The 18,198-nt window shown below is 66.5% G+C and carries 17 protein-coding genes; 10 read left to right on the top strand and 7 right to left on the bottom strand.

The genetic code is table 11. The annotated features are described in order from the left end of the window. Positions 1-18: 18 nt before the first annotated feature. The gene (locus tag EAO27_RS00910) at positions 19-2,424 is read right to left on the bottom strand and encodes a penicillin acylase family protein (RefSeq protein WP_242776152.1); all 2,406 of its coding nucleotides are present in this window, start codon (positions 2,422-2,424) and stop codon (positions 19-21) included. A 252-nt stretch (positions 2,425-2,676) separates the two neighbouring features. On the opposite strand from EAO27_RS00910, the gene EAO27_RS00905 reads away from it, so the two are divergent. Then, a complete protein-coding gene (locus EAO27_RS00905; protein WP_242776149.1) occupies positions 2,677-5,844 on the top strand; it encodes a TonB-dependent receptor in 3,168 nt (1,055 codons plus the stop codon). Between the two features lie 92 nt (positions 5,845-5,936). On the opposite strand, the gene EAO27_RS00900 is transcribed toward EAO27_RS00905, so the two are convergent. The 5 genes from EAO27_RS00900 to EAO27_RS00880 are packed head-to-tail and all read right to left on the bottom strand — an operon-like array spanning position 5,937 to position 11,219. Further along, the gene (locus tag EAO27_RS00900; protein ID WP_242776146.1) at positions 5,937-6,932 is read right to left on the bottom strand and encodes a spore coat U domain-containing protein; all 996 of its coding nucleotides are present in this window, start codon (positions 6,930-6,932) and stop codon (positions 5,937-5,939) included. Continuing rightward, complete coding sequence (locus EAO27_RS00895) at positions 6,920-9,286, bottom strand: fimbria/pilus outer membrane usher protein (RefSeq protein ID WP_242776143.1); 2,367 nt, start codon at positions 9,284-9,286, stop codon at positions 6,920-6,922. The genes EAO27_RS00900 and EAO27_RS00895 overlap by 13 nt, the downstream gene beginning before the upstream one ends. Before the next feature lie 6 nt (positions 9,287-9,292). After that, positions 9,293-10,060: a molecular chaperone gene (locus EAO27_RS00890; protein ID WP_242776140.1), complete on the bottom strand. Its 768-nt coding sequence runs from the start codon at positions 10,058-10,060 to the stop codon at positions 9,293-9,295. Between the two features lie 25 nt (positions 10,061-10,085). Then, complete coding sequence (locus tag EAO27_RS00885; protein WP_242776138.1) at positions 10,086-10,646, bottom strand: spore coat U domain-containing protein; 561 nt, start codon at positions 10,644-10,646, stop codon at positions 10,086-10,088. A gap of 27 nt (positions 10,647-10,673) precedes the next feature. Continuing rightward, positions 10,674-11,219, bottom strand: a complete 546-nt coding sequence (locus tag EAO27_RS00880; RefSeq protein ID WP_242776135.1) for a spore coat U domain-containing protein — start codon at positions 11,217-11,219, stop codon at positions 10,674-10,676. A gap of 183 nt (positions 11,220-11,402) precedes the next feature. Here EAO27_RS00880 and EAO27_RS00875 point away from each other — a divergent pair, with 183 nt between their 5' ends. Next, the gene (locus EAO27_RS00875) at positions 11,403-11,618 is read left to right on the top strand and encodes a hypothetical protein (protein WP_242776132.1); all 216 of its coding nucleotides are present in this window, start codon (positions 11,403-11,405) and stop codon (positions 11,616-11,618) included. 68 nt (positions 11,619-11,686) lie between these two features. Here EAO27_RS00875 and EAO27_RS00870 read toward each other — a convergent pair whose 3' ends face one another. Further along, complete coding sequence (locus EAO27_RS00870; protein ID WP_242776129.1) at positions 11,687-12,619, bottom strand: NAD(P)-binding protein; 933 nt, start codon at positions 12,617-12,619, stop codon at positions 11,687-11,689. A 542-nt stretch (positions 12,620-13,161) separates the two neighbouring features. Here EAO27_RS00870 and EAO27_RS00865 point away from each other — a divergent pair. The 8 genes from EAO27_RS00865 (at position 13,162) to EAO27_RS00830 (ending at position 18,198) form a co-directional block, all read left to right on the top strand. After that, complete coding sequence (locus tag EAO27_RS00865; protein WP_242776127.1) at positions 13,162-13,758, top strand: hypothetical protein; 597 nt, start codon at positions 13,162-13,164, stop codon at positions 13,756-13,758. 127 nt (positions 13,759-13,885) lie between these two features. Then, on the top strand, positions 13,886-14,473 hold the full coding sequence (locus EAO27_RS00860; protein WP_242776124.1) for a hypothetical protein: 588 nt from the start codon (positions 13,886-13,888) through the stop codon (positions 14,471-14,473). A gap of 22 nt (positions 14,474-14,495) precedes the next feature. Then, complete coding sequence (locus EAO27_RS00855) at positions 14,496-15,059, top strand: hypothetical protein (RefSeq protein WP_242776121.1); 564 nt, start codon at positions 14,496-14,498, stop codon at positions 15,057-15,059. A gap of 33 nt (positions 15,060-15,092) precedes the next feature. Then, complete coding sequence (locus EAO27_RS00850; protein WP_242776118.1) at positions 15,093-15,671, top strand: hypothetical protein; 579 nt, start codon at positions 15,093-15,095, stop codon at positions 15,669-15,671. After that, positions 15,671-16,228 carry a hypothetical protein gene (locus tag EAO27_RS00845; RefSeq protein WP_242776115.1) on the top strand — a complete coding sequence of 186 codons (558 nt, stop codon included), beginning with the start codon at positions 15,671-15,673 and terminating at the stop codon, positions 16,226-16,228. Before EAO27_RS00850 ends, EAO27_RS00845 begins: the two co-directional genes overlap by 1 nt. Positions 16,229-16,233: 5 nt before the next feature. Further along, entirely contained in the window at positions 16,234-16,836 is a 603-nt protein-coding gene (locus EAO27_RS00840) for a hypothetical protein (protein WP_242776112.1), read from the top strand. Continuing rightward, positions 16,836-17,420 (top strand): hypothetical protein, encoded by a 585-nt coding sequence (locus EAO27_RS00835; protein WP_242776109.1) that lies wholly within the window; start codon positions 16,836-16,838, stop codon positions 17,418-17,420. The genes EAO27_RS00840 and EAO27_RS00835 overlap by 1 nt, the downstream gene beginning before the upstream one ends. Positions 17,421-17,448: 28 nt before the next feature. Further along, entirely contained in the window at positions 17,449-18,198 is a 750-nt protein-coding gene (locus tag EAO27_RS00830) for a fimbria/pilus periplasmic chaperone (protein ID WP_242776106.1), read from the top strand.

Below are 18,198 nucleotides of genomic sequence, written 5' to 3'. Positions count from 1 at the left end.
GCCCCGGCCGTCCGCATATTACGCCGGCTGCCCTGCGGCCGGCGCCAATATCGTTCGCGCCGTCGCATGTCGGTCGACCGCCGCCTTGCTGAACCACAGCGGCTGCATCTCGCCCGCGAGCCATTTGGGATAGAAGTCGCGATAGCGCGGCGACCGCGGGTCGGCCGATTGCCCGGGCAGCAGCAGGAAGCGGCTATTGTCCCACGCGCCGACGTCCGCCACGAACAGATAGCTCGCGCCATGCGTCACGTCGAAGCCGCGTTTGGAGTTGAAACCGCGCGCCATCGGCGTCTGCCCGTCACCGCCCGACCGGCCGCCCTCGATCTTTGGAAAGGCCCTGGCGATCGCCCGGTTCGCCGATGCCATCGGGTGTGCGATCGTCACGCGATGCAGGTCGCCCCAGCGCCAGCCGGCCGGGTCCGGTCCACCGACTTCGACGGCTTTTTTCCATCCCGCCGCCAGCGCTCCGTCGACGAGCGCATCGCGCGCCGCGATGGGGTCGTCGCCCAGCCGCTTGTCGGGGGACGCGAGGATGCGCAACATTTCCGCAAGATTGACCGACGGGATCAGGTCGCGCGCCGCGGCCGGCATGATCCGGTCGTAAAATGCCTCCGACAGCGCCGGCATCACCATTTCGTAGAGCAGCGCCGCGGCGCTGTCGGCTTCGATCCCGCAGTCCCAGCGCCGGAGCAAAGCGGCCGCCGGCGCGGCGTCCACCGAGGGGGTCGCCGGCATCAGCTTGACGAGCGCCCGCGCGGGAAGCGACTGAACATCGTGCTGAAGCGCGATGCTGTCCGCGATCCGGTGCTTTGGCTGGACGCGCAGCACTTCGGCGATACGGTCGTAACGGAAGGGATCGCTCCAGCTGAAGCTGATGATCCGCTCGCGATAGGGATAATCCGCGGGGATGTTCATCTGGTTGGCCGAGGCGAACCAGCCCTCGGCCGGGTTATAGACGTGCGGCATCTCCTCGACCGGCAGGATCCCCGTCCAGTCGAAATCGCCATCGCCCGGCGCCGGGAACAGGCCGTCGTGCTTCGGGCGGCGCGGAACGAAACCGATCGTCTGCCATCCGGTGTTGCCGTCGATATCGGCATAATGGAAATTGGTCGGCGAAACGTGCAGCTTGAACGCTTTGCGCAGCGATGCCCAATCCTTCGACAGATTGATCGCGATCATCGCGAAGCGCGCATTGGCGCCGGGCAGCATACTCACCGTAGCGAAAGCCACCGCACGGTTCCGCGCCGCATCCTCCGATACGATCGGACGTCCGTCGGCGTAGCGCAGCGTGACGCGCTCGGGCGAGGCATCCTTGACGCGAATCTCGTCGTCGTGCGCCTCGAACGCCTTCCATTCGCCTTTGTGCCAGTATCGGCCCGGATCGCCCTCCTTCGTGCGGAGGATGAACAGGTCCGTCTGGTCGATGTGGAAATTGGTGCGGCCGAAGGCAAAGCGGTCGGTGTGCCCCTGCATGATCCCCGGCAACCCCGGTGCGCCAGCGCCAATCACGTCGAGCCCCGGCGCGGTGAGATGGACCATGTGCCGCGGACTCGCCCGCCCGATGCCGAGATGCGGATCGTTGGCGAGGATCGGACGCCCGGTGGCGCTGCGCGACGAAGCGATGGTCCAGGCATTGCTGCCGAGGGCGAAGCGGTCACCCCAACGCGTTTCGGGGTCGAAACGCGCCTCCTGCAACGGTTCGAAGCCCCCCGGCCGGTTGGCGGGATCGAGCAGGCCGAGGTCGGCATTGCTCACCGCCGCCGTATCGAGCCCCTCGGGGACGGTGAAGGACCAGGAGGGGCGCAGTGGCGACATCAGCTGCTCGGCATCGAGCAGCCCCCGTGCCTGAAGCTGCGCGCGGCGCAGTTCGTCGTCGGCGTCGCCCATCGAGATTCCCCGGTCGCGTACCAGATCCCGGACATCCCAGCGCAGCGGACTGATCCCGAGGATGCCATATTCGAGCGGCAGTTGCGCCGGGTCGGCCGCCAGTTCGTCGATCCGGGCGTTGACCCCGGCAACATAGCCGCGCGCGCATTCGAGCACGTCGGGCGGCAGCGCCGCCAGTTCGGCATCGATGTCGCCCCGATAGAGGAAGAGGCGCGCGGCCTTGTCAGCGGCGACGAAGCGCGCTCCGAAAGCTTCGGCCATCCGTCCCATGTCGCGGCGATGCTCCATGTCGATCTGGAACAGCCGGTCGCGCGCGACCAGATAGCCCTGGCCGAAGAAGGCGTCGTGCAACGAGGCCGCGCGGACGTGCGGCACGCCCAGTTCATCCTCGACGATCTCGATCGGCGCCCGCGCGCCTGGCAGCCTGACGGCGCGTGCCGCGCCCTTGCCGGTATGGATCCGGGATTTTGCGGCAAGGCTTCCCGGCATCGCGATCAACGCAACCGAAGCCAAGAGAAATGCGCGGCGCTGGATCAAAAGGGCCTCCCCGACGGTGAATGAAGACGGCAGGGTTCGACCCTATCCGGGCGACGGACGACAAGCCCATAAAAAACGGGCCAAGCCCTATAGCTCGAGGCTATCCGTGTCATCGGCAACCTGTTTCGCCGCCACATGCCTTCGGGCTATATATCCATATATTCAGGTTATTAGGGTAGTTGTTGACCTGCCGGGACCACCCTGTAACCTCCCTGTCACGAAACCGGCTGTCCACACGCCCCGGCGGCGTCGATGGTCCAACCGGCGGGACGAGCATCTCCAAAAAACAAGAAGGCGGAGCGAGGCATCCGCCGAGCAGGCAGGTGGGACAAGAAGGACGAACCGGGGCGGGCAATCAGGCGGCGCACGGTTCGTACCTTGGGCAAAAAGGGGACTTTAGAAATGCGTGATCTGGGACAAGTTCGTTGGTCGTTCGGCCGCAAGGGCCGCTTTGGCGCGGCGATGACGGCGCTCGCGCTAGTGCAGGGTGCGCCGGCCTATGCGCAGGAGTCGGCAGCAACGCCGACCGCCAGCAGCGAAGCGGCACCAGGCGACCAGATCGTCGTTACCGGCTCGCGCGTCGCGCGCGATGGCTTCCAGGCTCCGACCCCGCTCGTCGTGCTGACGCAGGAAGACATCCGCAACACATCGCCGTCGAACAATATCGCCGACTTCGTGAACCAGCTGCCGCAGCTCGCCGGCTCGACCAAGCCGGCCAACTCGCGCCTGAACATCTCCAACGGCTCGGCGGGCATCAACGCGCTGAACCTGCGCAATCTGGGCGAAGGCCGCGTACTCGTCCTCGTCGATGGACGCCGTTCGGTCGGTTCGACGATCTTCGGCTGGGTCGATATCAACACGATCCCGCAAGCGCTGGTCGACCGCGTCGAGGTCGTGACGGGGGGCGCCTCGTCAGCCTATGGCTCGGACGCCGTCACCGGTGTGGTCAACTTCATCCTCAACAAGAAGATGGAGGGGCTGCGGATCACCGGGGACATCGGCATCACCGACAAGGGCGACGGGTTCAACTATTCGGGCAGCATCGCCGGCGGGAAATCCTTCGCCGACGGCCGCGGCCACTTCGTCTTCAATGCGGAGATCGCGCATCAGGACGGTATCTACGAAATCGATCCCAACGACCGGCCGTGGAACCACAAGGGCTATCTGGCCATTTCCAACCCGACCTATACTGCGACCAACGGACAACCCCAGTTCATCACCTTCCGAGAGAATGCCGGCCAGACGAACCAGGCGCCGGGCGGCTTCATCACCGGATCGACCGGAGCCGTCGCCAACTCGTTGCGCGGTCTCTATTTCGGCCAGAACGGCCAGGTCATTCCGTTCCAATATGGCTCGTTCAACTCGCCCCTGCTCACCAGCGGTTCGGCCGTCACACGCACGGTCGGTGGTGACTGGCGAGTCAATGATTCGGGCCGCCGCATCGGCATCGCACCGAAGGACGACCGCTGGGGCCTCTATGGCCGCGTGGGCTTCGACGTCTCCGACAATGTCACGCTTTTCGCCGAAGGTTCGTTCAACAAGCAGGAAGTCTTCTTCAACGCGGGTCCCAACCTCGCTTCCGCCACGCTGAGCACGGTCGGCTGCACGACCATCCCCGTGCCCACCACCTGTAACGCGTTCGCGCTCCAGACCCTCGGCGCGGACCGGCTCGCCGGCGTCAACAGCATCAGCATCACCACGACCGCTGCCGACCTGCCGTTCCGCGGCATCAACAACAAACGCCAAGTCCAGCGTTATGTCGTCGGCGCCGAAGGCATTTTCGACGCGTTCGGCAAGTCGGCGCGCTGGGACGTCTATGCCCAATATGGCCGGTCCGACGTGCGCGAACAGCTGCGCAACATCATGCACATCACGCGCATGGCGCAGGCGACGAACGCGGTGTATGCGCCCGCCGGCAATGCGGGCGGCTATGCCGCCGGCTCGATCCAGTGTCTGATCAACGTTGACGCGATCGCCACCAACGACGACAAGAGCTGCGTACCGCTCAACCGCCTGGGTCTCGGCGTGGCCGATCCGGCAGCGATCGATTATGTGCTCGGCGACCCCTATCGCAAGCAGGTGCTGGAACAATATGTCACCGGTGCCAACCTGTCGCTCACGCCTTTCGCAACATGGGCGGGCGATGTCAGCATCGCGGTCGGCGCCGAATACCGCGAGGAAAAGATTCGCGGCAGCGTGCCGGAAGAATTCCGGCCGCTGATAAACCCCAACGGCACGACGACCAACCGCTGGTCGGTCGGCAACTATCTGCCGTTCAAGGGTAGCTACAATGTGAAGGAAGCCTATCTTGAGACCGTCGTGCCGCTCGGCCTTGGCCTCGAATTCAACGGCGCGATACGCGGGACCGATTACTCGACTTCGGGTTATGTCACGACCTGGAAGCTGGGCGCGACCTGGACCCCGATCGAGGATATCCGCTTTCGCGTCACCCGCTCGCGCGACATTCGCGCGCCGAACCTCAACGAATTGTTCCAGGCCGGCACCGCGAACAGCGATTCGGTTCGGAACCCCAAATACACGCCGGAAAATGCAGCCACCACGCCCCAATTCTTCCCCTATTCGGGGCTGACCCAGGGCAACGAAAACCTGAAGCCCGAAAAGGCCGATTCGTGGAACATCGGCGCGGTGATCACGCCGCGCTTCCTGCCCGGCTTCTCGGCATCGGTCGATTATTTCCGCATCGACCTCAAGGATGCGATCGACACGATCACCGCACAGGAAATCGTCAATCGCTGCGACGAAGGCCGTCAGGAATATTGCGCCGCAATCACCGAGGACCCGGCGCGCGCGCAACCCGGCCCGCCGCCCGTGCCCTATCTGCTGATCCGCAGCCAGCCATTCAACTTCGTAAGCAAGCTGGTGCGCGGCATCGATTTTGACGCCGCCTACCGCCTGCCCGTCGGCAACGAAAGCAGCATCACGCTGAAAGGCACGGCGACTCGCTATATCGAGAATATCTCGGACACGGGCATTGCCGGCGTCACGCCGGTCAACACGGTCGGTGCGAACGGCGGTCAGGCCAGCACCCCGAAGTGGATCTTCCGCGCCAACCTCAACTACTCGACACCGACCTTTTCGGGCACGATCACCGGACGCGGAGTCAGTTCGGGCAAATATCTGGCGAATGCGATCGAATGCACCAGCGGATGCCCGACTTCGACCAGCCAGGCTCCGACCTATGACAATAATCACGTCAAGGGCACTTTCTACGTCGACCTCAACCTGACGCAGAAGATCGGCTTCCGGAGCAAGTCGGAGGCGGAATTCTTCTTCAACGTCACCAACCTGTTCGACGCCGATCCGCTGCTCCTGCCCGAAACCGGACTGGCCGCGAACAGTACCTTCTCGGACCTTCTGGGCCGCACCTTCCGCGTGGGCGTCCGCTTCAAGCTGGACTGACCCGTCTTCGAAAATGGGGAGGAAAGGAGGGCCCTTGGGCCCTCCTTTTCTTTTGTCCGGTCGCGGCGCGACCGGGCACCGACAGGTGGAGGTCAAAAGGCCACGTCGACGAGGATCGTATCGGTGTAGGTTCCGGCCGGCGGCGTCGCCTGCCCGGAAAGGACGGCCGCACGATAGTCGAACCCCTGCGTGGTGACCGAATCATAGACACCCGCGTTGGTGTCGGCGGTCTCGCTGCCGCGCCGTGCGCTGCCGACCGCGCCCCACCGGTCGGGCGAACTCGCCGTCTTGTAGATTTCATAGCTCAGATAATTGCTGCCGCTGCGCATGCGCCGCGTGCCACCGACGGCGTTATTGCCATCGCCAAGGCCGACGGAATAGGCCGCACCGGTACTGCAACGGATCAGGATCGTGCGCGTGATCGGGTTGAAGCTGCCCACCAGCGGCGCAGTCCCGAACCCCGCATTGGGTGCAGTGATGATGCAGTCGTTCGCGACAACCAGTTCGACATTGACCCGGACCGCAACGCCGCTACCCCAGTTCGTCGGCGGCCCGATCAGCGGGCGAACCAGCCCGGGGCTGTTCGAATAGGCAAGGCACGCGACGGCGCCCAGCGAACAGACCGAATAATACCAGCGCAGATCGAGGAAACCCGAATAGGTACCCGCGCGCAGTCCGGGTGTGGCCGCGGTGCGGAAATAGACGGGAATGCTGTTGCTCGTGCCGGAAAAGAGGCTGACAAGGCTGATCGAGGACAGGTTCTCGAAATTGCCCACGGTCAGCGCCGCGCCGTTGGGTGTCAGCGACGCCGTATAGGCAATCGTCTGGCCGGTCGGCCCACTCAGCTGAAAACTCGACGCGTCGACGCGTAGCCCGACATAATGAGCGGTGAGGGCAGCAAGAAGGATGTCACACTGAAGCCCCGCCGAACCGCTTCCCTGCTGCGGCGTCGTGCCGACCGTATAGGAGCTGACACTGCCGAGGCTGGTGCTCTGCGTCGCCGTCGTGCAGGCAGCGGCCTCGCGGGGCATCAGCGCCGCGGCGGCCAGCACGGACAGGCTGCAAACGGCGCGCGTCAGGGTCGGCATGTCAGATCCCCCAGTTCGATGATGTCGTCGCCCCTGGCATCGGCAGCAAAATCCGCATGGCAGGCCCCGCCATCGGGAAGCGCAACATCGAGGCGATTGTCGGTCCCCACGCGCTCGATGAAGAGCAACCCGTCCCAGCCGATATAGGTGGAGGTCGTACCATTGATGGTCGCGACCGCACCGGCAGGCAGCGGCTCGCCGGAGGCGCTCCGGACCGTCGCACGCGCGGCTGTCATATGTTCGACCGGGAATTGGATGACATGCCCGCTGCCGGCGGCGATGGCGACGCGCTGGCTGACGACCGGAGCCTTGACGCTTGCGGGGAGCGACAGCGTGTCGATATCGTAGCGCGCGGCATAATAGGCGCTCGCCGAGGGTACCAATAGTCGGCCCTGCTCATTGGTCGTGCCGATCAGCTGATTTTCATACCGCACCGGGATACCCGGCTCTCCGTTGGTACTGACGACGGCAAAGGCGTCCGAAACACGATTGGCGGCAAAGACGGCGTCGTCCATGAAGACGAGGGCGCCGGTGACGCCGAACCAGCCGGTGACGACATTGCTGCCATAGGCGCCCGCGCGCAGCTGGACCGGCTGCATCCGCCAGGTCATGTCGCCGCGCCAGTAGGGGCTGGCGCCGTCGTCGCTCGCGACGCTCGCATTCCACCCGAAACCGCCCTCGACCGGGGCCGCCTGCGAAAAATCGGCGCGCAGCCCGGTGCGCCCGCCCGGCCCCTGCGCGACGCCCGCGCCGAAGGTGCCGTCGCCGAGCGCGACGCTGAAGGTCAGCGCCCCCGACCAGCTTCTTTCGCGAAATTCGCGCGCCAGCGACGCATGCAGGCGGCTTTCGCCCCACAATGGCAGCGCCCACGCGATATTCGCAAGCCGCGCGTCGCGCCCGCCCTCGTGCCGGATGTCGAAATAGCCGATGCCGAGCGTGCCCGCGTCGCCGAGCGACAGGCTGGCGGTCGCCGTGGTCAGCCGCTGCCAGCCGCTGCGGTCGCCGCGGCCGAGCAGGCCGAGGTCCATATAGTCGCCGTCGCGCCGGCTGTGCCGCACCCCGATCGACAGCCCGCGCGTCTGATAGTCATAGCCGAGGGCCCATTCGCCGCCATCGGGGCCGTCGCGAAAGCTGCGGCTGTACGAGGCGCTGACGACGCCGAAATTGCCCAGCCGGACGACCCCGCCGCCGCCCGCGAGGCGCATGTCGTCGGCGACTTCGGCGCGGACCTCGAGCGTCAGCGCGTCGGTCACGCCGTGGCGCGCCGACGCGCTGCCGGCGAAGCCGTCATAGTCGAAATTGCGGATGCCGTAATTGTCGCGCAGCGCACCGAAGGCGACCGCATAGTCGGTCAGCCCGGGGCGGAGGAGCGCGCTCGAGACATAGAAGGGCATCGTCGTCGCGACGCTGCGCCCGTGCATGTCGGTGACGATCAGATTGGCCTCGCCATAGCCGTTGACCGGCGGCAGCGTATCGAGCGCGAAGGGCCCCGGCCGCACCTCGGCGCCCGCGATCCGCTGGCCGTGGACGACGAGTTCGACGGTCGACGGCAAGGTCGCGCTGCCCGCGAATTCGGGAAGCGGATAGGTGACGACATCGGGTCGCACCGAAAAGTCGCGCGAGACCTGGAGCCCGCCGAGGCGGACCGCGGGCGCCCACGGCAGGCTGCGCGTGATGACGTCGCCCGCCTCGACCGTGGTCATGCTGCGTTCGTCGGACCAGCGCCAGTAGGTGTCGAAACGGACATAGCTTTTCGCACGGCCCGAGCGCAGCGCGCCGGTCGTCGAGACGATGCCCGCGGGGCCGAAGACGCGGGCTTCGTGCCACAGCGACGCCTGCGTCGGCGCCTTGCCGCCGCCGCTGACATAGACGTCATAGTTGAGCAGCGCGCCGAGATCATAGCGCGCGGGGGTGAATTCGCGCTTGTCGCCGCCGACGCGCTGCGCGGGAAGATATTCGGGCGACACCGTCAGGTGAAGCTGCTGGCGCGGCTGGTCATAGTCGGCGCGCACCCCGTCGAGGCTGTCGAGGAAAAGCGTTTCGCCCGCCGCCGAAAGCCGCAGGCCGGCCGAGCGCAGGTCGTCGGTGCGCAGGCGAAAGCGACCGCCCTGCTTCACCGCACGGGCGACGATGCCGCTGCGCATGCCGTTGACGAACAGTTCAAGCTCGAGCTGCTGATCGGCCGCCGTGTCGATGCTCTGCGGCGGCGGCGGCAGGTCGCCATAGCCGTCGCCGCGCCCCCCGGCGGCATCGGCCGCATGGGCGAGAGCCGGCGCCAGAAGCGGGACGGCGAGCGCCGCCGTGACCGTCAAGGCCCATCGCGCACGCGCCGGCGGATGGAGCGGGCCGGCCACGCGCCACTAGTCCTGCCAGCGATCGATGACGACGCCGGGCTTGCCGTTGACCGTCGCCACCAGATCGCCGGTCGTCCCGACGTCATCCGCCAGCGGCCAGCGCATCGCGGCGCCGGGAAGGACATAGCCAAGCAGCCCCTGCGCGACGGACGACCGCTTCGCACCACCGGAAAAATCGACTTCGGTCAGCCGCGCATGCCCGGTCCCGCGATTGCGGATCTCCAGATAGCGTCCGTCGGCGTCGCTCCCCAGGCGCCAGGCGATCTGCGGCGCGGGTGCGGGTGCGGGCGTCCTGGCCTTGCCGGCCGCGCCCGCGCCCGCGGCGTAGGTGAAGAGCGGCAGCGAATAGCGCATGCGAAAGCTGACCGATGCGCCGGGCGCCGCGGGGCCCTGCGCCACCGGGATTTCGTCGACCACGATGCGATAGGGCTTTTCGGCGGCGGCGGGCGGGGGCGTCGTGCGCGTCACCCGCACCAGTTGCCGCTGTCCCGGTTCGATGCTGACGATCGGCGGCGTTCCGACTATATCGCCCTGTTCGGCGTAGAGGTTGCGGCCATCCTCCTGCGCCCAGGCGTAGATGCGCACCTGCAGGGTGATGGGCGCCTTGCCCGGATTTTCGAGCCAGAGCGCGGCGGCTCGCGCATCGCCCTCGATCACCGGATTGACCGGCCAGATCAGGAGCGACCCAGGCTGCTGCGCCGCAGCGGGGCCGGGCACCGCCAGCAGAAGCGGCGCAGCGAGCGACAGGAAGAGCGGGCGAAGACGCAGTTTCATCGGCTTGTCCAAAGGGGAGCGCGCATCACCATGTCAGCGTGACCGTGAGCGTGTCGGTGTAGGTGCCGGGCTGCAGCGCACCGGGCAGGGTCAGCGATGCGAAGAGCGGCAACAGCACGTCCTCGCTGTTCGCCCCCGTGACGGCGATGGCGGCCGAACCGCCGATCGCGAGCGGCTGGTTGCAGGCAGCGTCGCGGCACAGGCTGTAGGCGATCCGTGCCGCGGTATCGCCGCCCCTTTGCAGGTGGCGGACGCCGGCCCCGGCATGGCCGCCGCCGTCGACGGCCATCATCAGATTGACCCCCGGGGTGCAGCGAAGCCGGATTCCCTGCGACGCGGTCGTCGTGGCGGTGTGCGTCGCGGTCGAGAAGGTCGAATCGGTCCCAAAATCGAGCGTGCCGATGGTACCGGCCTGGCCGCTGCCGCCGACCCCGTCGACCAGGCAGCCCGGGGCGATCGTCGCCGACACTTCGAACTGAGCGGTCGTCTCGGCCCGCGCGGGAAAAAGGCCATAGCCTCCGCCCGCGAGGACCGCGACAGGGGCGATCAGGGCGGTCCGGGCTGCCGCAAGGAGCGGGCGGGTCATGGCCGCGGTCCCCCCGACGCCAGGCTTCTAGAGCTCGAGGACCACCGTGACGACGTCCGAATAGACGCCGGGCGTGAGTCCCGCTTCGCCGAAGGCGCGGGCATAGACATTCACGGTCTGCTGGCTGCCGCCGCCCGCGAGGGCGATGTCGCCGCCGACGGGGATGATCGCCGTGCGTCCCGAGTCCGAATAGAGATTATAGGTGACGAAATGCCCGGCCTCGGTCTGGTGCGCCATGGCGTGCAGGCCGACACCGGCGCCGGCGCCGTCATTCTGCCCCGCGTTGAAGCTGAGCACCGGCGAGATGCCGTTGCTGCACTGGACTGTGAAGCCGGCGCCGCCGTTCAATACCTGTCCGTCGACCTGTGTGAACAGCGAGTTCTGCGTACCGAAATCGACGGTCCCGAAATCGGCACCGGTGGCCCCGTCGTCAAAGCTCTGTCCGTTGACGATGCAGCCCGCCTCGAGCGTTATTGTTGCATCGACTGTTCCCGTGATGTCGGCATGGGCCGGAACCGAGCACAGTAGCAATATTGGCAAAGCCGCCGACGAACAATAAGTTTTGATGTTCATTTTTTCCAGCTCCCAATAGAGGAAATCCACACGGGATTACCTTTTCATCGAGACTGAAATTTTTAAGATAGATAGGTTAAAAAACCAGAAACGATTCCATGAACAAAGCTAAACTTGCCGTCTTTATTTGCAAGTGACTTGAATCGATATTTTCGATATATGAATGGGTTAACTTGCATACATATGAAATATAATGGAAAACTGCCGACTCAAGATGGTTTTGAGTCCACAAAAACAAGTTTCGCGCAAATTTTTCAATCGATTGCGAAAGTTACTGCCAAAATGGAAGCAATGTTCGGACAGGGCGGAAGCGCACGAACCGCCGTCGATTGCGCCGCCGCAGACTCGCGCGGCACGGCGGATTTCGCCGCGAAAGGACGGCGGGACTCGGCGCACTGACGCCCGGTCGCCTCCTTTTCCGACGTCCAGAGAAAGACCGCCCCTTCGACGGCTGCGGGGCGAACGGGTCAGATTGAACGCGCTCCGTCCCCGCCCCGCTGCCGGCCGGCCCGGCAGAGCGCCACAAGTTCGAACATGCGCCGCGACCGGTCGCGCCCCTGGGCCATGCGTTCGGCAAAGAAGGACCGGACGCCGGCCTCGTCGAGGTCGAGCGCGGCGAAACCCGCCGCCACCTCCGCCGCCGCCTGCAACAGCGACGGAAAATGCGCCGCCACGACCGATGGCCCGGGCAAAACCGTGCCCGCGGGCCCCGGCGTCGCCAGCGACACCAGCGCACCGCCGCCCGGCGCCGCCCCGTCCACCGCCGATGCCGCGCCGGGCGCCGGCGCGCGCGGACGAAAATGTTCGACCACCATGCGTTCGCCGTCGACCGGATAGAGTTGCAGGAAGCTCCAGTCGCCCGCGGTCGCGCTCATGTCGGCGAGGATCGGCAGTTCGAGGTCGTGGGCAAGGCTGAAGTCGCGGTATCGCGTGATCCGTTCGATCCCGAGTTGCGACTGGATGCGGGCGTCGCTGGCATCGACGATCAGCCGGGCGCGAATGTCACCGCCGTCGTGGAAAATGCGGCCGCCGTCGATAGCGCGGATCCGCACGCCGGCGCGGCAGCGCGACGCAAGCGGATGATCGATCACCTCGATGTGGAGCTGGCGCGGGTCGACCAGCAGGATGTCGTCGCCGAAAAACTGCGACCGGCCGGGATAGTTGACGAAACAGCCCGGCCAGACGCGCACCGTGGCCCGGTCGATGACGTCGGCCAGCGCCGCCGGAACCTCCTGCGCCACCGCGCCCTCGAGCAACGAGCCGCCGAAACGCGCGCCGTCTTCGACGAGCACGAAATCGACGTCGGGCCGGTGCCGCCGCAGGCCGAGCGCCAGGAGCGTGCCGAACAATCCCCCGCCGACGATCGCGAGGTCGTGCAAGGGAACGGGCGAAACGGTCATGGGCAATGCCCCCGAAGCGATGCGGCGCAGCACCCCGCCGACCGGCGGGCAGCGCGTACGCCAAGTGAACCAAAGTTCGATTCGACTCGCCCCCCGCCGGCTTCGAGTCGTTTCCCGAGTCGCTTTTGGACCGGGCGAAACGGCCATGCGAACCCCTAAAATTAACCAGTTAGCTTAAGCGTGTCGCGATGAAATGAGTCATTTGGACGATGAAGTGAAGCGTTGGAAATCAGGCATTTTTATGCATGCCGGGGGCATACCCCTTTTGGCACCATATGTGCCATTTATGGACCAAAATTAAAAAAAGTTGATTCACGTTTGTAAAAGTCCGAAACTTCTTGGGCCGGTTGGAGGGCTGGCAGACCGAAGCCGATAGTTCCCGTGGGGGGGACGACTCGCTTTGCGAACATGACTGAAAAACCGGGTCGCAAGGTTTGCAGTTGGCGTGAGCCGGCTCCGCTGGGGGACACACCCCGCGCCGCCGCACCGCCGTGGATATCGGCTGGTCTTCGACCAGAATCGTGGGAGGAATTGGGATGCGCGTGCTTCCCAAAATTGCGGCACTTGCCCTGAGCGTGGCCTGCGTGCCGGTCGTACCGGCCTTGGCCCAGACGACCGCCTATGCCGTCGGTCAAGGCAGCCCGAACCAGATCACCCTGTCGATCCCGGTGACCGCCTCGGTTGGCGGACGCTGCGGCTTCGCGGCGGGCAGCGCGCCTTCGGGCACGTACAACCAGCCCGATTTCGACGTGATCGGCCTCAACCACGACTTCAGTTTCGCGCTCGAATGCACCGGCCCCTCGCGGGTGGCGGTGGTATCGACGAACGGCGGGCTCAAGACCGGCGGCTCCGCGCCGACGGGCTACACGACGCTCGCCCCCTATGACGTGACGCTCAACCTTGTCGGGTCCAGCACGACGGCGAACCAGACCTGCCAGGTCGCCACGCTCGTCACCGGATCGACCTGCACCTTCCTCGGGCCGGCGTCGACCACGCAGGGCCTGCGGCTCGCGTCCAACTCGATCAGCCAGACCGGAACCTATCTCAGGGTTTCGGCCCCGCCCTACGCCGCGCCCGCGCAGCTGGTGGCGGGCAACTACGCCGACACCCTGACCGTGACGGTGAGCGCTTCGCCCTGATGACAGGGCAAATCCGGCCTGCCGCACCCTCGGGGCAGACCGGACCGACCACTGGCCGGGGGGACGGCGGTTATTTCGCCGAAGTGGGAATGATCGCCAGCCAACTGGCAAAGAATGAAGGACGAAGATGATGAAAAAGCTTGCTTATCTTTCGATCGCAGCGGCTTCGCTGTTCGCAATCGCCTCGCCCGCCGCGGCGCAGACCACCACCGGTACGGTGAACATCACCGGCACCGTCGCACCGAAGTGCCTCGTCGTTCCCGGCGCGGGCAGCACCTTCGGCACCACCGTGGCGCTCGGCGAACTCGCCCAGGCTGACGGCACGCTGGCGACCGACCTCGCCACGCGCTTCTCGAGCATCGGCGGCACCGGCCTCGAAGCCCGCGTCGTCTGCACCAGCGCCGCCCCGACGATCGCGGTCGACGCGACCCAGATCACCTCGGCGACCACGCCGACGACGGGCTATGCCAACCGCATCGACTATACCGCGCACGTGTTCGTCGACACGACCTCGACCAACGACGTCGAATTCACGAACAGCAGCCTGAACGCCCCGCTCGCGGCGACCCCGATCGGCGGCCGCCTCGCCAACAACGGCGGCAACAACATCACGATCACCGCGACCAATTTCGCGACCCCGGCCGCGACCGACCTGCTCGTCGCCGCGACCGACTATTCGGGCCAGATCGTGGTCCTGATCGCGCCGGGCGCCTGAGGCCGAGTTCGGAGAAACGACCATGCGTAACCTGATGACGATGACCGCGCTTGCGACCCTCGCCATGGCGACACCCGCCATGGCGCAGGTCACCGGCACGGTCGACATCGACGGCTCGGTCGCCGACCGCTGCCTGTTCACCACCGACAATGCGGTGATCTCGGTCGGCGAGCTCGCGCTCGCCGGCTCGGGGTCGACCGCGGGCAAGCTCGACACGAGCAAGCTCGACGGCCAGACCCGCACGCTCGTCGGCTGGTGCAACGGCACCGCGGCGACGATGGAGGTCGAGGCCTTCGCGCTCGAGAACACCGATTTTTCGGGCACCGCCCCGACCGGGTTCGACACGCGGATCGACTTCACCGCGACCGCCGATGCCAATGACGAAAGCGCGACCGACACCTCGCTCGTCGCGGGCAAGGGCGCCGCGGCCGCGGTCGGCCTGTTCACCGGCAACATCGACGTCACCTTGTCGGCGTCGTCGACACCGACGAGCGGGCTGCTCGTCGCCGGCGGCTATGTCGGCCAGGTCGTCGTGACGCTGACGCCGAACATCAGCTTCGGCGGATCGGAACAGCCGCCGCTCTAAGCGTCGGCACGGAAGGATTTCGGGAGATTGACCATGCGTCAATTGGCTTTGGTACTGGCGGCAGCGACCGCACTCGGCGCGATGCCCGCCTGGGCACAGGACGACACCGACACGGCGAATGTCGCGGTGAACGGCAATGTCGCGCCGCTGTGCATCCTCGGCCCGCCGTCGCCCGCGACGGTCGACCTCGGCCAGATGGTCGCGACGTCGGGGAGCCGCATCGGCCGCATCGCGCCGCTGCCCAACCAGACGGTCAGTCTCCCGGGTTCCTTCTGCAATTTCGCCGGATCGGCGATCGACGTCGAGGTGACCGCGCTGGTCGCCAGCGACAGTTCGACGCTGCAGCCGGGCTTCGCGCGGGCGGTGAACTACACCGCGAGCGTCGAAAACTGGGCCGCGACCGCCGCGAGCGCGACGAGCGCCGCGACGACCGACGGCAGCGACCCCACCGAGACCGGAACGGGCGCGACCCAGCCGCTGCCGAAGATCGCCGACCTGTCGGTGACGCTGTCGGGCTTCAGCGTGCCGTCCGACCTGTTGCTGGTCGCGGGCAATTACCAGGGCGCCGTCGTCGTGACGCTCGGCCCGGCCGCCACGGGAGGAATCGACTAATGTTCAAGGCAACCCCTTTGTTCGCCGTTGCCGCCGCCGCGCTCGCCGCGACGCCCGCGCTGGCGCAATCGACCAGCGACACCAGCGAATTCGCGGTGATCGGCAACGTCCCCGCGCTCTGTTCGGGCGGCACGATCTCGGGCGCCAACGCGACCTTCGACCTCGGCGTGCTCGTCAACACCTCGACCGGGCTGCTGCGCACCGACCTGTCGGCGCCGAGCAAGGTCATCACCGGCTCCTTTTGCAGCGCGCGCAGCACGATCAACGTCGACGCCGACGCGATGACCGCGCAGACCTTCACGGCGACGCCGCCGGCGGGTTTCTCGCGCACGGTCAACTATGTCGCGACCGCGTCGGGATGGACCATCACCCCGGCGAGCTTCGACACCGCGCAGGCGGTCAACAGCGCCGCGACGCAAAGCCGCGACAGCGCCTTCACCGGCGACATCACGGTCGCGCTCAGCAATTTCACGACAGCGGGCGGCAACGCGCTCCGGCTGGTCGCCGATCCGAACTACCTCGGCACGGTGACCGTCACGCTGGCGGCTGCGGAGTAAAACCAATGCGGCGCTTCGCCCTTCTTGCAACCGCGGCGGCGATGACGGCCGCGAGCGCAGCGGCGGTCCCGGCCTTCGCGCAGACGACCGTCGTCAGCCGCGCGATGCCGGTGACGGGCAACACGCCGGAGGTATGCACCCTGCAGCGCGCGACGCTGGCGCAGGGCAGCCAGGTGAATTTTCGCGCGCTGACCGGCAACCTGCTCCAGATCGACACGCTGGTCGATCCCGCGACGCTGGCGACCAACGCCGCGTCGGCGCGGATCGAATTCGCCGCGGTCTGCAACTTTCCGCATCGCATCCGCCTCGAATCGCAGAACAACGGCCTGTGGCAGACCGACGGCAGCATGAACCAGCCCGCCGACGGCTTCGCCTATGCGCTGCCCTATCGCGCCGAACTGACGTGGGGCGAGGTCAATGGCGCGCTCGATGCCAACGCCAACGTCCGCCGCATCGCCGAACGCCGGTTCAATGTCGACCAGGCCACGGCCGGCGAGGTCGAACTGCGCATCCTGATCGAGGCGGGCGCATCGAACACACGCAGCAATGCCCCCGTGCTCGCGGGTTTCTATCGCGACACGTTGCGGATTTTCCTGGAGCCACGCTGATGAAGGCCATGATCCGGATCGCCGCATTCGCCGCCGCGCTGGCCGGTGCCGGCACGGTCGCCCATGCACAGAATTTCTCGGAATCCGGCCAGGATCTCGAGATGGTGGGGGAGGCGCCCGCGGCCTGCGTGCTGCGGGCGCCGTCCGCCACCGCGGGCGTCAACGCCAGCTTCGACCCGACGGGGCCGACCAGCGGCGAACTGCGCATCCTGCAGATGGTCAACCCGACCACCGCCGAGCCGTTGCCGACGTCGATCACGCTGTCGCTGCCGGTGATCTGCAACGCGTCGCACCGCATCGAGCTGCGCTCGCAGAACGGCGGCCTGCTGCGCGATCGCGGCAATGCGCGCAACCGGCAGAGCGGGACCGGGTTCGGCGAGTTCGTGACCTATCGCGTCGGACTGGCCTGGGCCGGGCAGCAGCGCGACGCGACGAGCGAGGAGGCCCGCAACCTGAACATCGACGCCTTCCGCGGCGCGGCGGGCGATGCGGTGCTCAATGTCTCGATCCCCGGCGGCGGCGGTCCGCTGGTCGCGGGTCGCTATTCCGACGCCATCATTGTCGAATTCCTGGTGGCCAATTGACGGCCGTCCGGATTTTGTGAGGTCATCCATGTTCAAGTCGTTCAAGTTCCTGTTCCTCGCCATGCTGGCGTTAACCATGAATCCCGCCCCTGCGCTGGCGATGACGGTGCAGCCGGTGGTGATCAACCTCAACACCAGCGGGCGCGGCATGACGCAGGTCATCACCGTCGAGAATACGTTCGCGACGACCTTGCCGGTCGAGCTGCGCGTCCAGGAACTGAAGGTCACGACCGATGGCGTCGAGCTGACCGGCGTCGATCCGGGCGACCTGCTCGTCTTTCCGCCGCAGGCGCTGATCGAACCCGGCCAGACGCAGTCGTTCCGCGTCCAATATGTCGGCGATCCCGCACTCGCGGCGAGCAAACATTATTACATCACCGTCGCCCAGCTTCCGGTGAAGCTGCCCGAAGGTCAGTCGGCGATCCAGATCCTGTACAATTTCCAGGTCCTGGTCAGCGTCGCGCCGACGGGGGTGAAGCCCGACCTTTCGGTCCAGTCGGCCGAAGTCGGACACAATGCCGAAGGCAAGCCGGTCCCCGTGCTGATGCTCAACAACGCATCGGCGGCGCACGGCTATCTGTCGAACGGCCGGCTGCGCATCGTGCAGAAGGACGCGTCGGGCAAGGAAGTGTTCCGCCAGTCGCTGTCGGGTCCCGAAGTGCAGCAGACGATCGGCTTTGGTCTGGTTGGTGCCAACCAGACGCGGCGCATCACGGTCCCCATCGAACTGCCGCTCGACGGCGGCACCGTCGAAGCGTCCTATACTGCGGAAGGCTGA

This window comes from Sphingopyxis sp. YF1, from assembly GCF_022701295.1.
GTDB lineage: Bacteria > Pseudomonadota > Alphaproteobacteria > Sphingomonadales > Sphingomonadaceae > Sphingopyxis.
This window is presented reverse-complemented; position numbering and strand designations above follow the sequence as displayed.